The following is a 15,218-nucleotide window of genomic DNA, read 5'->3' as shown; positions in this document are numbered from 1 at the left end:
GCTTACTTAGCGGCGCGCTCCTTGGCGATCAGTTGGTCGGCGACATTCAGCACGCCTTCGGGCCCACCTGCGGTACCCAGGTCGAAGCGGTACTTGCCGTCGACGACCATGCTCGGTACGCCAGTGATTTCGTACTTCTTAGCCAGCTCCTTGGCCTGCTTGATCTGGCCCTGGATGGCGAACGAGTTGAAGGTGGAGAGGAACTTGTCCTTGTCCACGCCCTGGGTGGCGAGGAAGTCGGCCATGTCTTGCGGGTCAGTCAGGCGCTTGCGCTGGTTCTGGATAGCATCGAACACCGCAGCGTGCACCTTTTGCTCAACGCCCATGGCTTGGAGCGTCAGGAACATTTGGCCGTGGGCATCCCATGGGCCACCGAACATGGCCGGTACGCGCTTGAAGTTGACATCCTCGGGCAGTTTTTCGACCCAAGGGTTGAGCGTCGGCTCGAAATGGTAGCAGTGAGGGCAGCCGTACCAGAACAGCTCAACCACTTCGATCTTGCCAGGCACGGAAACCGGAACAGGGTTGCTCAGCTCGATATATTCCTTGCCGGCAGTGGCAGGCTCTGCGGCCTGCACCGCTGTCATACCGAATACGCTGGCGGCGACCAGCGCAGCGCTGAGAATCAGTTTACGCATGCTTTACTCCTGAGCAATCATGGGTCGCCACTACGCGACCTGCCTTGAGACAGGCCGGGAAGGGCTTGAGTTCTGTAGTGTACCGGCTACGCACTGAAAAAAGGGTAGCCCAGCCACCCTTTCATCATTGGCCTGCAACATTAACTGAAAGTTAATGCGAAGCCCCTGAAGGCATGTGCAGCACCTGCCGGACCGCGCCGCCAGTCAGTGCAGGCCCTGGATATAGCTGGCCAATGCCTCGATATCGTGGTTGCTCAGCTTGCCGGCAATGGTGCGCATGGTCATGGCATCGCCGTCGTTGGTGCGGTTGCCTTCACGGAAGTCGGTCAACTGCTTGGTCACGTACTGGGCATGCTGCCCACTCAAATGCGGGAAACCGGCCAGGGCGATACCCGCGCCATTGGGCGAGTGGCAGCCGGTGCAGGCGGGCATGCCTTTTTCCAGGTCGCCGCCGTTGAACAGCGCGCGGCCGCGCTCGACCAGTTTGGGGTCGGCAGCACCCACGCTGCCTTTCTGGCTGGCGAAGTAGGCGGCGATATCGGCCAGGTCCTGGTCATTGAAAGCAGCCAGCATGCCGGTCATTTCCAGCACGGTACGTTTGCCCGACTTGATGTCGTGCAGTTGTTTTTCCAGGTAGCGCTGGCCCTGGCCAGCCAGTTTCGGGAAGTTGGGTGCCAGGCTGTTGCCGTCGGGGTTGTGGCAGGCGCCACAGACGGCCGTCTTGGCCTGGCCGGCAGCGGCATCGCCTTTGATAGGTTGCGCAGCAGTGGCCGCACCTGCGACACCCAGGGTCAACAGCAGACTCACGACTAGTTTGTTCATCAGCTAATCCAACACGGCTAAGGGTGAAATGTTATGTATCGGGACTGCCACTCATCCAAAGGATGACCAAACGGTAGTCCTCGGCACTGCAGTCCATGCACAATCCACGCGGCGGCATAGCCTTGAAACCCTGGGTCACATGCCGGACGAGTACATCCATACCTTGCGCCAGCCTTGGCTCCCAGGCTGCCCGGTCACCCTGCCTGGGTGCCTGGGGCAATTGCCCGGTGTGGCAAGCCGCACACGTGCGGTTGTACAACACCTCGGCATCCTGTGTAGCCTGTGCGCTGAAATACGGCAGGAACATACCGACAGCTAGCAGCCATTTCGCCAGGCGAAACGACCTGACAGGGTTGGGGGACGCGCTGCGTTCTGATGCGCAAGCTATAGTTCGGCACCCCATGCCCGTTCCCCTTCGCTGGGAGAATGGGCACACAAAAACTGGGGCATTATATACTTCTGTCAGCCAAACGGAAACGACACCGCTTGCCGGCCTAGGCTTTGGCAACACCCACATCGGATATCCCATGCAAGTCAAGAACCCCATCCTCGGCCTCTGCCAGAAAGCCAAATTCGCCCTCAGCGCAGCCAAGGTCGAACAATGCCCGGACGATCAGGGCTACGAGGTGGCCTTTGCGGGCCGTTCCAACGCCGGCAAATCCAGCGCCCTCAACACCCTGACTCACGCCAGCCTGGCGCGCACCTCGAAAACCCCCGGGCGCACCCAGCTGTTGAATTTCTTCAGTCTGGACGATGAACGGCGTTTGGTCGACCTGCCAGGTTACGGTTATGCCAAGGTGCCGATTCCGCTCAAGCAGCACTGGCAGAAGCACCTGGAAGCTTATTTGGGCAGCCGTGAGTGCCTGCGCGGCATCATCCTGATGATGGACGTGCGCCACCCCATGACCGATTTCGACAAGATGATGCTCGACTGGGCCAAGGCCAGCGGCATGCCGATGCACATCCTGCTGACCAAGGCCGACAAGCTGACCCACGGCGCGGGCAAGAACACCTTGTTGAAGGTGCAATCGGAAATTCGCAAGGGCTGGGGCGACGGTGTCACCATCCAGCTGTTCTCGGCGCCCAAGCGCCTGGGCGTCGAAGAGGCCTATCGGGTGCTGGCGGGCTGGATGGAGCTGGAAGACAAGCCAGTGGCCTGAGGCCTGCAGCGCGGAGCATGGCCTGGGCTTCGCCCAGGCTCAGGCCAAATTGCGGGCAAAAAAAACCCCGGACTTCGTATGGGGAGGGGGAAGTTCGGGGTCCAAGTCCGGACCGCTAGGGCGGGGTCCAGATATCTGCCAACACTTAACACAACATAGGAGCATCGAAAGGCTTCACCAGCCATTCAGTTACTCTGAGTTCCGCTTCACTGGTTTAGTTCCGAAGCCCTGAAAACTATTTGCGATAGTTTCATGAAAGCCCAGCCCCGCGCGCGCCAGCGCTGCCAGGATCCGCGTCACCACGTCGCAGATCCTACACAGCTTTTACGGCTCAATCAGTGAGCTTCGTCCCAGTTCGCACCAATTCCTGCTTCTACCAGCAGCGGCACATCCAGCTGCGCCGCCTTGCTCATGTGCTGGCGAATTTCATCTTTGACCTGTTCAACCAGGTCCTCGCGCACCTCAAGCACCAGTTCGTCGTGAACCTGCAGGATCACCCGCGCGTCCAGGCCGCTCTCGCTCAGCCAGTTATCCACGTTGACCATGGCGCGCTTGATGATGTCGGCGGCGGTACCCTGCATGGGCGCGTTGATGGCCGTACGCTCGGCGCCTTTGCGCAGGGCCGGGTTCTTGGCGTTGATGTCTGGCAGGTAGAGGCGGCGGCCAAACAGGGTTTCGACGAAACCTTGCTCGGCAGCCTGGGTACGGGTGCGCTCCATGTAGGCCAGCACCCCGGGGTAGCGGGCGAAGTAGCGGTCGATATAGTCCTGCGACTGCTTGCGGTCGACGCCGATCTGCTTGGCCAGGCCAAATGCGCTCATGCCGTAGATCAGGCCGAAGTTGATGGCCTTGGCTTTGCGACGCTGATCGACGGTGACGTTTTCCAGGGCTACACCAAAGACCTCCGCCGCCGTGGCACGGTGCACGTCCAGGTCATTGCGGAAGGCGTGCAGCAAGCCTTCGTCCTTGGCCAGGTGGGCCATGATGCGCAACTCGATCTGCGAGTAGTCGGCCGCCAGCAGCTTGTAGCCTGGGCTGGCGATGAACGCCTGGCGGATTCGGCGGCCCTCGGCGGTACGGATCGGGATGTTCTGCAGGTTCGGGTCGCTGGACGACAGCCGGCCAGTCGCCGCCACCGCTTGCTGGTAAGAGGTGTGAATACGCCCGGTACGCGGGTTGATCTGCCCCGGCAGCTTGTCGGTGTAAGTGCTCTTGAGCTTGCTCAGGCTGCGGTACTGCATCAGCACTTCAGGCAGTGGGTAACCCAGCTCCGCCAGCTCGTCGAGCACCGCTTCGGCGGTAGACGGCTGGCCTTTGGCGGTCTTGCTCAGCACCGGCATGCCCAGCTTGTCGTACAGGATCGCCCCCAGTTGCTTGGGCGAGCCCAGGTTGAACTCCTCGCCCGCCAGCTCGTAGGCGCGCCGTTCCAGTTCGGCCATTTTCTCACCCAGCTCACCGCTCTGGACGTGCAGCAGGGCTGCATCGACCAGTGCGCCCTGTCGTTCGATCTTGGCCAGTACCGGCACCAGCGGCATCTCGATGTCCATCAGCACCGGCTGCAGGCTTGGGGTCTGGGCCAGGCGGGCCTGCAACGCGTGGTGCAGGCGCAGGGTGATGTCGGCGTCTTCGGCAGCATAGGGGCCGGCCTTGTCCAGGTCGATCTGGTTGAACGTCAGCTGCTTGGCGCCCTTGCCGGCGATATCCTCGAAGGCGATGGTAGTGTGGTCCAGGTACCTTTGCGCCAGGCTGTCCATGTCATGCCGGGTGGCCGTGGAGTTCAGCACGTAGGACTCGAGCATGGTGTCATAGGCAACACCGCGCATGGCGATGGCGGGCGAGCCGTTGGCGAGGATGTTGATATCGTATTTGGCATTCTGCCCGACCTTGGCCTTGGCCGGGTCTTCCAGCAGGGGCTTCAAGGCCAGCAGCACGGCGTCGCGGTCCAGCTGGGCCGGCGCGCCCTCGTAGTCGTGGGCCAGCGGAACGTAGGCCGCTTCATGGGGCGCCACCGCGAACGACAGGCCGACCAATTGGGCCTTCTGGGCGTCCAGGCCGGTGGTTTCGGTGTCGAACGCGAACAGCGGCGCCTGGCGCAGCTTCTCCAGCCAGGCATCGAAGCGTGCCTGGTCGAGGATGGTTTCGTACTTCGGCTCGACCTTGGCCACCGGCTCCGCGACCGGCGCAACGTCATCACCCACCCTGGCAGCCTCCCGCTGCACGTCGGCAACCCAGCTCTTGAACTCCATCTCGGTGTACAGCGCCAGCAGCGCATCGCGGTCAGGCTCGCCGCATACCAGCGCCTCGATCTCGAGATCCAGCGGCACGTCGACCTTGATGGTAGCCAGTTCATACGACAGGAACGCCGCGTCGCGGTGCTCTTCCAGCTTGGCCGGCAGGGTCTTGGCACCGCGAATGGCCAGTGCCGGCACCTTGTCGAGGTTGGCGTACAGGTCGCTGAGGCCGCCACCAATACCGGTCAGCAGGCCCACGGCGGTTTTCTCGCCCACACCGGGCACACCGGGGATGTTGTCGACCTTGTCGCCCATCAGGGCCAGGAAGTCGATGATGTGCTCCGGGCCGACGCCAAACTTCTCATGCACGCCCGCCACGTCCAGCACGCTACCGGTCATGGTGTTGACCAAGGTAATGTGGCCATCCACCAGCTGCGCCATGTCCTTGTCACCGGTCGAGATGATGACCGGGCGGCCCAACGCGGCGCTGCTGCGCGCCAAGGTGCCGATCACGTCGTCGGCCTCGACCCCTTCGACGCACAACAGCGGGTAGCCAAGGGCCTTGACGCTGGCGTGCAGCGGCTCGATCTGCACCCGCAGGTCGTCGGGCATGCTCGGCCGGTTGGCCTTGTATTCGGCGAACATGGCGTCACGGAACGTGCCACCCTTGGCGTCGAACACCACGGCAAAGAGGCTGTCGGGGTATTGCTTGCGCAGGCTCTTGAGCATGTTCAGCACACCCTTCACCGCACCGGTCGGCATGCCCTTGGACGTGGTCAGCGGCGGCAGCGCGTGAAAGGCGCGGTACAGGTAGGAGGAACCGTCCACCAGGACGAGGGGCGCTTGGCTCATGAGCAGAATCAACCTTTTCGACGGGTCCGGCGCTAGAATAGCCAGAATCATTGACGACAAAGGGACTAGGTTATCATGCGTACACTCAATCGCCTGTTACTGCTCGGCCTGTTGGCAACCACGCCGGTCGTCACCCTGGCGGCGGAAGACGCCCCCTCGGCCGATCCCGAGGTGACCATTCGCACGGAAGGCGACAAGACCATCCAGGAATACCGGCAGAACGGCTTCCTGTATGCGATCAAGATCACACCGAAAAACGGCAAGCCTTATTTCCTGGTACGCGCCGATGGCACCGATGCCAACTTCATTCGATCCGACCAGCCGGACATGCTGATTCCGTCCTGGAAGATCTTCGAGTGGTAATCTGACGCGCACCGTTCACATCAACCCGGCACTTCCCGGCGGAAGTGCCCGTATGGGCAATTTTTCATCATGTCAGTCTTCACCCCCGTGACCCGGCCTGAGCTGGAAACCTTTCTGGCACCGTACGCGCTGGGCCGCCTGCTCGACTTCCAGGGCATAGCCGCCGGCACCGAGAACAGCAATTTCTTCGTCAGCCTCGAACAGGGGGAGTTCGTGCTGACGTTGATCGAACGCGGGCCCAGCGAGGACATGCCGTTCTTCATCGAGCTGCTCGACACCCTGCACGCAGCCGACATGCCGGTGCCCTATGCCGTTCGTGACCGCGACGGCAACGGCCTGCGCGAGCTGTGCGGCAAGCCGGCGCTGCTGCAGCCAAGGCTCTCAGGCAAGCACATCAAGGCGCCCAACGCGCAACACTGCGCCCAGGTGGGTGAGCTGCTGGCGCATATACACCTGGCCACCCGTGGCCGCATCATCGAGCGCCGCACCGACCGTGGCCTGGACTGGATGCTGGCTTCAGGCGCCGAGCTGCTGCCACGCCTGACTGCCGAGCAAGCCGCGCTGCTGCAACCGGCCCTGAACGAAATCAGCGCGCACAAGGCGCAGATCCTGGCGCTGCCGCGGGCCAACCTGCATGCCGACCTGTTCCGCGACAACGTGATGTTCGAGGGCACCCACCTGACTGGCGTGATCGACTTCTACAACGCCTGCTCCGGGCCGATGCTGTATGACATCGCCATCACCGTGAACGATTGGTGCCTGGATGAGCAGGGCGCAATCGACATGCCGCGTGCCCAGGCGCTGCTGGCGGCCTATGCCGCACTGCGGCCGTTCACCGCTGCCGAGGCCGAGCTGTGGCCTGAGATGTTGCGGGTAGGCTGCGTGCGCTTCTGGCTGTCGCGGCTGATTGCGGCAGAATCGTTTGCCGGGATGGATGTGATGATCCATGACCCGAGCGAGTTCGAAGTGCGTTTGGCACAGCGCCAGCAGGTGGCTTTGCACCTGCCATTTGCCCTCTAGCCCTTTTCAGCCTCTTCGCGGGCACCTGTGGGAGCGGGCGTGCCCGCGAAGAGGCCGGAACAGGCTTACAACTGCTCCAGGCACCCAGCCAAGTCGCCACCCAGCTTCTCCAGCAAGCGCTCATAGCCCTTGCCATCCACCGGGTCAGTACCACCCAGTGCATCCAGCTCGGCCAGACGCACCGGCAGCCCAGCAGTCAGGGTCTCGGCCAGGCGCGGGCGCAGTGGCGGCTCGCTGAACACACAGGTCTTGCCCACTTCCTGCAGGCGCTTGCGCATGGCGGCCACATGCTGAGCCCCCGGCTGCACCTCGGACGCCACGCTGAACACGCCAGTGTGCTTCAGGCCATATTCCGCCTCGAAGTAGTCGAACGCCTCGTGGAACACGAAGTACGGCTTGCCAGCGATACCCGCCACCCGCGCTTTGATTCGCTCATCCAGCGCATCCATACGGTCTGAAAAGACCTTCAGATTGTGCTGGTAGCGCGCCGCGTTGGCGGGATCGGCCTGGGCCAGGTCCGCAGCCATTTTCCCCGCGATTACCCGCGCGTTGACCGACGATAGCCACAGGTGCGCATCCAGGCTACCTGGGCGGTGGTCATGGTCATGCTCATCGTGGTCCGCTTCCTCATGGGAATGGCTGTCTTCGCCAAAGTGGCGCAGCTTCATGCCTGGCAGCGACTGCACGGCCACGGTTGCCTTGCTGCGACTGCCCAATACGCGTGGCAGGAAGCTCTCCATGTCCGGGCCGATCCAGTACAGCAGGTCGGCATCGCCCACCCGCCGTACGTCGGATGGGCGCAGGGCATAGTGGTGCGGCGAAGCACCTGGCGGCAGCAATACCTCAGGGCTGCCAACACCCTCCTGCACGGCAGCGGCAATCTGTTGCAGCGGCTTGATGCTGGTCAGCACACGGACATCGGCCTGGGCCGAACAGGCGATGAATGCGACAAAAAGGACTAGAAATCGGGACACGGTGAATACTCGAGTCGTGAGAAACGGGTAACATAATAACGTCTCCATACAGAATCGTCGCTGCCCATGTCCTTCACGCCGCTGGCCAACCGTCCCCATGATCACTCCCATTGCGTGCATAGCGCACTGGCTGAAGCTGATGCCTTGTGCACCCGCCAGGGCCTGCGCCTGACCGCGCTGCGCCGCCGGGTGCTGGAGCTGGTATGGCAAAGCCACAAGCCGCTGGGTGCCTACGATATCCTTGCCGTGCTCAGCGAGCAGGACGGCCGCCGCGCTGCACCGCCCACGGTGTACCGCGCACTGGACTTCCTGCTGGAAAACGGCCTGGTGCACCGCATTGCCTCGCTCAACGCGTTCATCGGCTGCAGCCACCCCGAGCACGTGCACCAGGGCCAGTTCCTGATCTGCCGTGCATGCCACGTCGCCATCGAGCTGGAGCAACACAGCATCAGCGAGGCCATCATCGACAGCGCCAAGGGCGTGGGCTTCACGGTCGAGACCCAAACCGTGGAAGTGGTCGGCCTGTGCGGCAATTGCCGGAGCGCGGCATGAGCGATGCCCTGATCCGCCTGGAACAGGTGGGCGTCAGCTATGGCGGCGAGGCGGTGCTCGACAGCATCGACCTGTCGGTGGCGCCGCGCCAGATCGTCACCCTGATAGGCCCCAATGGCGCGGGCAAGACCACCTTGGTACGCGCCGTGCTCGGGCTGCTCAAGCCGCACCGCGGCACGGTATGGCGCAAGCCCAGGCTGCGTATCGGCTACATGCCGCAAAAAATCCAGGTCGATGCCACCCTGCCGCTTTCCGTGCTGCGTTTCCTGCGCCTGGTGCCGGGGGTAGACCGGGCAGCAGCCGTATCGGCCCTGCAGGAAGTGGGCGCCGAACAGGTTATCGACAGCCCGATCCAGACCATCTCCGGTGGCGAGATGCAGCGTGTCCTGCTGGCGCGTGCCTTGTTGCGTGCGCCGCAGTTGCTGGTACTCGACGAGCCGGTGCAAGGGGTGGATGTGGTCGGCCAGACCGAGCTGTACAACCTCATCACCCGGCTGCGCGACCGCCATGGTTGCGGCGTGTTGATGGTGTCGCACGACCTGCACCTGGTCATGAGCGCCACCGATCAGGTGGTGTGCCTGAACCGGCATGTCTGCTGCTCGGGTCACCCGGAACAGGTCAGCAACGACCCAGCCTTTGTCGAACTGTTCGGGCAGAACGCACCTAGCCTGGCTGTTTATCACCACCATCACGACCACAGCCACGACCTGCATGGCTCGGTGGTCGCCCCCGGCCCCCACGTTCACGGAGAGCACTGCAAGCATGGCTGATTTTCTTCTTTACGCCTTGCTTGCAGGCCTGTCCCTGGCCGTTGTCGCGGGCCCGCTCGGCTCTTTCGTGGTGTGGCGGCGCATGGCGTATTTCGGCGACACCCTGTCCCATGCCGCATTGCTGGGCGTGGCCATGGGTTTCGCCCTGGATGTAAGCCCGGCCCTGGCCGTCACCGTTGGCTGCCTGTTGCTGGCGGTGCTGCTGGTGACCTTGCAGCAACGCCAGCCGCTGGCCTCCGACACCCTGCTCGGCATCCTCGCCCCCAGCACCTTGTCACTGGGCCTGGTGGTGCTCAGCTTCATGCACGATGTGCGTATCGACCTGATGGCCTACCTGTTCGGCGACCTGCTGGCCATCAGCACCACCGACCTGGCCTGGATCCTCGGCGGCAGTGCGCTGGTGCTGCTGTTGCTGGGCGTGCTCTGGCGGCCGCTGTTGGCGGTTACCGTGCATGAGGAACTGGCCATGGTCGAAGGCCTCCCCGTAGCCGGCCTGCGCCTGGCGCTGATGCTGCTGATCGCAGTGGTGATCGCCGTGGCCATGAAGATCGTCGGCGTGCTGCTGATCACCTCGCTGTTGATCATCCCCGCTGCTGCGGCGCAGCGCCACGCCCGCTCGCCCGAGCAGATGGCGCTGGGTGCCAGCCTGCTGGGCATCGCCGCGGTCTGCGGTGGCCTGGCCATGTCCTGGTTCAAGGACACCCCCGCCGGGCCGTCGATCGTGGTCTGTGCAGCGGTGCTATTCTTGCTGAGCCTGGCCCTGCCAAAGCGCTGATTACAAGGCGTGCTCAGGCACGCCTTGCAACCTTTTCCCGGGTAAAGGGTCTGTAAGACCTGTTTTCGAGCGTGCGCACCTGGGTGTAGACTTGCTCGCTTTTTGCGCAAATAGAGAATCGCAGGAATGAAGCCGTTCGCCTCCCGTTATCTGCTTGTTGCCGCGTTTTCACTGTTCCTGGCTGCCTGTTCCAGTGCGCCGGTGGAACAGGCCACCGCACCTGCCCAAGCCGATGCCTGGCAGCAGTTGCAACAAAACATCGCCAGCAACGAGCTGGCCACCGCCGAAGACCAGCTGGCTGCCCTGCAGGCCCAGGCGCCCGACGACGCACGCCTGGAGCAATACCAGCGCCAACTGGCCGAAGCCTACCTGCAGCGTAGCCAGATCGTGCTGCAAAAAGGTGACGTGAATGCCGCTGCAACGGCCTTGGCCCGTGCCCGGGCGCTGATGCCGCAAGCCCCTGCGGTGACCGGGGGCGACGCCGTGAGCCAGGCGCGCAAGGCCGAGCTGGCCAAAGCCGAAGCGGCGCTGAAGGCTGCCGAGGCCAAGCCCAGGGCGCTGATCATCGACCCGACAGCACCCAGCACCGTGGTGGCCTTGAAAACCACCGACAGCCGCGCCATGCGCCGCCAACTGGATGACATTGCGGCAGACGTGGTGAGCTATGACTGTGAAGTGGTGTTCCAGGTGCCGCGCACCCACGACGCGCCCTGGCTGAAAACCTTGCTGGAGAAGCGCGTGCGCAAGATCGACAGCGGGTTTGAGCTGAAGCAGAAGCATGAAATTCAGCGCTCGCTGCCGGCGCAGGTGGTTCTGGTGCCGCATCAGCGCTGAAAACGCTGGGGTGCTGGGGCTGCTTTGCAGCCCTTCGCGGGCACGCCCGCTCCCACAGGGGATCGCGCATTTCTTGAGTTCAGCGCCAAATGTGTGGGAGCGGGCGTGCCCGCGAAGGGCCGCAAAGCGGCCCCAAATTACTTAACTGGCTGGTATCAGGCCGGCACAGCCTCCGCAGCAGCCTCCCGCTCCCAAACCCGATGCCCTTCTACCGCCTTGACGAAGGCATCCATCACTTTCTGGTCATCCCCCACCAGCAGGCCCTTGTCCTCTTTAAGCCCCAGGCCGCTAACCAGGTCTTTGGTCAGCACCATAGCCTTGAGGTGCTTATAGCCTTCCAGCAGGAAGTGCTTGGCCAAGCCGCTGGCCGCCAGCGCATCGGTAGAGGCCTTGCCCGCCGGCACCACAACCCCGTCGAACATGACCGACGGCATACCTTCCATCGACGCATCCACCGGTAGCTGTTTGCCGTCGGCCGCCTTCACCGGCGCCGACGTCGGCCCCAGCAGCATGGGCCGTGCACTGTGGGCCTCCAGCGCTTTCACCAGCTTGTCGACACTGGCCGCGTCCACGCCATCGGCCACCAGCACTGCAATCTTGCGGCCTTTGATGCCTACCGAACCAGGGTGGTTCATTTGGCTCAACGCCTTGGACTGCGCCAGCTTGCTGCCTTTCACCTGGACCGTACCCTGCTTGGGTGCGGGCAGCCCCAGATTCGCCGCGACAGCCGCCGCCAGTTTCAGGTCGATATTGGCAAGAATCTCATTCACTTCCCGCTGGCGAATGCTTTCACGCTCCACCTTGCCCAGCTCGAAGCTGTAGGCCTTGATGATGTGCTGTTGCTCGGTAGGGCTCATGCTCTGGAAGAACAGCCGCGCCTGGGAGAAGTGGTCGCCAAACGAATCGCTGCGCTGGCGGATCTTGTGCGCATCGATGCGCTCCTGATAGCTCTCGAAGCCGCCATCCTGCGCGGCAGGTGGGGTTTCCTTCGGCCAGCCGCCATCGATGGAGTTGGGCTCATACGAAGCACGGCCCTTGTCGATGGTCATGCGGTGCATGGCGTCGCGCTGGCCACTGTGATTGGGCGCCACCGGCCGGTTGATCGGGATTTCATGGAAATTCGGCCCACCCAGGCGGCTGATCTGCGTATCGGTGTACGAGAACAGCCGGCCCTGCAGCAGCGGATCGTTGGTGAAGTCGATACCGGGCACGATATGGCCCGGGCAGAACGCCACCTGCTCGGTTTCGGCGAAGAAGTTGTCCGGGTTGCGGTTGAGCACCATCTTGCCCAGCAGGGTCACGGGCACCAACTCTTCAGGGATGAGCTTGGTAGGGTCGAGCAGGTCGAAGTCGAACTTGTGCTCGTCTGCCTCGGGCACGATCTGTACGCCCAACTCCCACTCTGGGTAGTCACCGGTCTCGATGGCTTCCCACAGGTCGCGGCGGTGGTAGTCGGTGTCTTTGCCGGCCAGTTTCTGCGCCTCGTCCCACAGCACCGAATGCACGCCCTGGCGCGGTTTCCAGTGGAACTTGACGAAGCTGGCCACGCCTTCGGCGTTGATCAGGCGGAAGGTGTGTACACCAAAGCCTTCCATCATGCGCAGGCTACGGGGGATGGCGCGGTCGGACATCGCCCAGATCACCATGTGCGCCGATTCGGGCACCAGCGAAACGAAATCCCAGAACGTGTCATGGGCCGAGCCACCGGTCGGCATTTCGTTGTGCGGCTCAGGCTTCACGGCATGCACGAAATCCGGGAACTTGATCGCGTCCTGGATGAAGAAAACCGGCATGTTGTTGCCAACCAAGTCGAAATTGCCTTCATCGGTGTAGAACTTCACGGCAAAGCCGCGCACATCACGCACCGTGTCACCCGAGCCGCGTGGCCCCTGCACAGTGGAAAAGCGCACGAACACCGGGGTGATCTTTTCCGGGTCCTGCAGGAAACCCGCCTTGGTCAGTTCGGCATGGCAGCCATAGCTCTGAAAATACCCGTGCGCCCCGGTACCGCGGGCGTGCACGATACGCTCCGGGATACGCTCATGGTCGAAATGGGTGATCTTCTCGCGCATGATGAAGTCTTCAAGCAGCGAAGGCCCGCGCGCACCCGCCTTCAGGCTGTTCTGGTTGTCGGCGATCTTCACCCCTTGGTTGGTGCGCAACGCCTGGCCGGTAGCATCGCTACGGAACGGCTCCAGGCTCTGCAGCTTGGCATTGGTGTTGGCCCGGTCGGGGGTCTGGGTGCCGGCGGCCTCACTGTGCTTGGGCGCGTCCGTTTTCTTGCTGGGCATGGGTCGGCTCTCCTCGTCAGTCTTCAGGCATGCCCGTTCGGGCTTGTTCTGGTAGTGACTGGAGGGGAGCGGCGAGCGTTCAATCAGGTTTACCGATTGTCGCCATATACCCGAAGGATTGGTGCCTGACGAAATAAATGCTAAGAACAGCCAGGGGAAAAGGCTAAAATGCGCCACCCCAGCTAACCGCTGACCCAAATTCCATGCGCCCCACAAGGTTCGCTACGTGATCGAGTTCCAACAGGTACACAAGACCTACCGCGTTGCCGGTAGGGAAATCCCCGCATTGAATCCGACCAGCCTGACCATCGAAGATGGCCAGGTGTTCGGCCTTATCGGCCACTCCGGCGCCGGCAAGAGCACCATGCTGCGTTTGATCAACCGCCTTGAAGAGCCTTCCGGCGGCAAGATCATCGTCGATGGCGAAGACGTTACCGCGTTCAACGCCAGCCAGCTGCGCGGCTTCCGCCAGCAGGTCGGGATGATTTTCCAGCACTTCAACCTGCTGGCTTCCAAAACCGTCGCCGACAACGTGGCACTGCCACTGACCCTGGCCGGCGAGCTGTCGCGCAGCGAAATCGACAAGCGCGTCACCGAACTGCTGGCCCGCGTCGGGCTCTCGGACCACGCCAGAAAATACCCGGCGCAGTTGTCGGGCGGCCAGAAGCAGCGCGTCGGTATCGCCCGCGCCCTGTCCACCAACCCCAAGATCCTGCTGTGCGACGAGGCCACCAGCGCCCTCGACCCGCAAACCACAGCTTCGGTCCTGCAATTGCTCGCCGAAATCAACCGTGAGCTGAAGCTGACCATCGTGCTGATCACCCACGAGATGGACGTGATCCGCCGGGTCTGCGACCGCGTGGCGGTGATGGATGCAGGCCAGATCGTCGAGCAGGGCTCGGTGGCCGAAGTATTCCTGCACCCGCAGCACGCCACCACCAAGCGCTTCGTCCAGGAAGACGAGCAGGTCGACGAAGGCGAGCAACGCGACGATTTCGCCCACGTCCCGGGCCGCATCGTGCGCCTGACCTTCCAGGGCGATGCCACCTACGCACCGTTGCTGGGCACCGTGGCCCGTGAAACCGGTGTGGACTACAGCATCCTTGCCGGGCGTATCGACCGCATCAAGGATATCCCCTATGGCCAGCTCACCCTCGCCCTGATCGGCGGTGACATGGAAGCGGCGTTCGCCCACTTCAAGGCAGCTGACGTACATATGGAGGTACTGCGTTGATGGACGCCCTGAATTTCTTTGCCAACGTCGACTGGGCCGAAATCTGGCTGGCCACCGTCGATACCATGATCATGCTGTTCGGCTCGCTGTTCTTCACCGTGCTGCTCGGCTTGCCCTTGGGCGTGCTGCTGTTCCTCTGCGGCCCGAAGCAGATGTTCGAACAGAAGGGCGTGTATGCGCTGCTGTCGCTGGTGGTGAACATTCTGCGCTCGCTGCCGTTCATCATCCTGCTGATCGTGATGATCCCGATCACGGTGCTGATCACCGGCACCTCGCTGGGTGTCGCCGGCGCCATTCCGCCGTTGGTGGTGGGTGCTACGCCGTTCTTCGCACGGCTGGTGGAAACTGCCCTGCGGGAAGTGGACCGCGGCATCATCGAGGCGACCCAGTCGATGGGCGCCACCACCCGCCAGATCATCACCAGCGCGCTGCTGCCTGAGGCCCGTCCGGGTATCTTCGCGGCCATCACCGTCACCGCCATCACCCTGGTTTCGTACACCGCCATGGCCGGTGTAGTCGGTGCCGGTGGCCTCGGCGACCTGGCGATCCGCTTCGGTTACCAGCGTTTCCAGACCGACGTGATGGTGGTCACCGTGGTACTGCTGCTGGTACTGGTGCAAGTGCTGCAAAGCGTGGGCGACAAACTGGTCGTACATTTTTCCCGTAAGTAACCCCAATGGGGTCGGCCTGGCCGACCCGTTC

At 62.9% G+C, this 15,218-nt stretch carries 15 protein-coding genes; 9 read left to right on the top strand and 6 right to left on the bottom strand.

Features of this window, described 5'->3' with window-relative positions; genetic code table 11:
• Positions 1 to 2 precede the first annotated feature (2 nt).
• From dsbA to FPB55_RS00400, 3 genes are all read right to left on the bottom strand, one after another.
• A complete protein-coding gene (gene dsbA / locus FPB55_RS00410) occupies positions 3 to 638 on the bottom strand; it encodes a thiol:disulfide interchange protein DsbA (protein WP_144187331.1) in 636 nt (211 codons plus the stop codon).
• A gap of 204 nt (positions 639 to 842) precedes the next feature.
• Positions 843 to 1,460 carry a c-type cytochrome gene (locus FPB55_RS00405; RefSeq protein ID WP_009683585.1) on the bottom strand — a complete coding sequence of 206 codons (618 nt, stop codon included), beginning with the start codon at positions 1,458 to 1,460 and terminating at the stop codon, positions 843 to 845.
• A 31-nt stretch (positions 1,461 to 1,491) separates the two neighbouring features.
• Positions 1,492 to 1,794 carry a c-type cytochrome gene (locus FPB55_RS00400; RefSeq protein ID WP_029886304.1) on the bottom strand — a complete coding sequence of 101 codons (303 nt, stop codon included), beginning with the start codon at positions 1,792 to 1,794 and terminating at the stop codon, positions 1,492 to 1,494.
• A gap of 193 nt (positions 1,795 to 1,987) precedes the next feature.
• Between FPB55_RS00400 and yihA the strand changes: the two genes are divergently transcribed.
• Positions 1,988 to 2,620: a ribosome biogenesis GTP-binding protein YihA/YsxC gene (yihA, locus tag FPB55_RS00395; protein WP_009683587.1), complete on the top strand. Its 633-nt coding sequence runs from the start codon at positions 1,988 to 1,990 to the stop codon at positions 2,618 to 2,620.
• Between the two features lie 335 nt (positions 2,621 to 2,955).
• Here the strand turns inward: yihA and polA are convergent, their stop codons facing one another.
• Positions 2,956 to 5,703: a DNA polymerase I gene (gene polA / locus FPB55_RS00390; protein ID WP_178097489.1), complete on the bottom strand. Its 2,748-nt coding sequence runs from the start codon at positions 5,701 to 5,703 to the stop codon at positions 2,956 to 2,958.
• Between the two features lie 75 nt (positions 5,704 to 5,778).
• On the opposite strand from polA, the gene FPB55_RS00385 reads away from it, so the two are divergent.
• Both FPB55_RS00385 and FPB55_RS00380 read left to right on the top strand, forming a co-directional pair.
• Entirely contained in the window at positions 5,779 to 6,066 is a 288-nt protein-coding gene (locus FPB55_RS00385) for a DUF2782 domain-containing protein (protein WP_009683589.1), read from the top strand.
• Positions 6,067 to 6,135: 69 nt separating this feature from the next.
• On the top strand, positions 6,136 to 7,086 hold the full coding sequence (locus FPB55_RS00380; protein ID WP_144187329.1) for a homoserine kinase: 951 nt from the start codon (positions 6,136 to 6,138) through the stop codon (positions 7,084 to 7,086).
• A 65-nt stretch (positions 7,087 to 7,151) separates the two neighbouring features.
• On the opposite strand, the gene FPB55_RS00375 is transcribed toward FPB55_RS00380, so the two are convergent.
• Positions 7,152 to 8,108, bottom strand: coding sequence for a zinc ABC transporter substrate-binding protein (locus tag FPB55_RS00375; RefSeq protein ID WP_110679176.1), 957 nt, complete (start codon positions 8,106 to 8,108; stop codon positions 7,152 to 7,154).
• A gap of 18 nt (positions 8,109 to 8,126) precedes the next feature.
• Between FPB55_RS00375 and zur the strand changes: the two genes are divergently transcribed.
• The 4 genes from zur to FPB55_RS00355 all read left to right on the top strand — a co-directional run bounded on the left by zur (position 8,127) and on the right by FPB55_RS00355 (position 10,991).
• Positions 8,127 to 8,612, top strand: a complete 486-nt coding sequence (gene zur, locus FPB55_RS00370) for a zinc uptake transcriptional repressor Zur (RefSeq protein WP_054904499.1) — start codon at positions 8,127 to 8,129, stop codon at positions 8,610 to 8,612.
• Complete coding sequence (gene znuC / locus FPB55_RS00365) at positions 8,609 to 9,382, top strand: zinc ABC transporter ATP-binding protein ZnuC (protein ID WP_009683593.1); 774 nt, start codon at positions 8,609 to 8,611, stop codon at positions 9,380 to 9,382. Before zur ends, znuC begins: the two co-directional genes overlap by 4 nt.
• On the top strand, positions 9,375 to 10,157 hold the full coding sequence (gene znuB, locus FPB55_RS00360; protein ID WP_144187328.1) for a zinc ABC transporter permease subunit ZnuB: 783 nt from the start codon (positions 9,375 to 9,377) through the stop codon (positions 10,155 to 10,157). The genes znuC and znuB overlap by 8 nt, the downstream gene beginning before the upstream one ends.
• A 126-nt stretch (positions 10,158 to 10,283) precedes the next feature.
• Complete coding sequence (locus FPB55_RS00355) at positions 10,284 to 10,991, top strand: PA5502 family lipoprotein (protein ID WP_144187327.1); 708 nt, start codon at positions 10,284 to 10,286, stop codon at positions 10,989 to 10,991.
• A 155-nt stretch (positions 10,992 to 11,146) separates the two neighbouring features.
• On the opposite strand, the gene katE is transcribed toward FPB55_RS00355, so the two are convergent.
• The gene (gene katE, locus FPB55_RS00350) at positions 11,147 to 13,459 is read right to left on the bottom strand and encodes a catalase HPII (RefSeq protein ID WP_255326923.1); all 2,313 of its coding nucleotides are present in this window, start codon (positions 13,457 to 13,459) and stop codon (positions 11,147 to 11,149) included.
• Between the two features lie 49 nt (positions 13,460 to 13,508).
• Between katE and FPB55_RS00345 the strand changes: the two genes are divergently transcribed.
• Both FPB55_RS00345 and FPB55_RS00340 read left to right on the top strand, forming a co-directional pair.
• On the top strand, positions 13,509 to 14,516 hold the full coding sequence (locus tag FPB55_RS00345; protein WP_144187326.1) for a methionine ABC transporter ATP-binding protein: 1,008 nt from the start codon (positions 13,509 to 13,511) through the stop codon (positions 14,514 to 14,516).
• Positions 14,516 to 15,187: a methionine ABC transporter permease gene (locus tag FPB55_RS00340; RefSeq protein WP_009683598.1), complete on the top strand. Its 672-nt coding sequence runs from the start codon at positions 14,516 to 14,518 to the stop codon at positions 15,185 to 15,187. Before FPB55_RS00345 ends, FPB55_RS00340 begins: the two co-directional genes overlap by 1 nt.
• Positions 15,188 to 15,218 lie beyond the last annotated feature (31 nt).

This window comes from Pseudomonas sp. BJP69, from assembly GCF_007633355.1.
GTDB classification, from domain to species: domain Bacteria; phylum Pseudomonadota; class Gammaproteobacteria; order Pseudomonadales; family Pseudomonadaceae; genus Aquipseudomonas; species Aquipseudomonas juntendi.
This window is presented reverse-complemented; position numbering and strand designations above follow the sequence as displayed.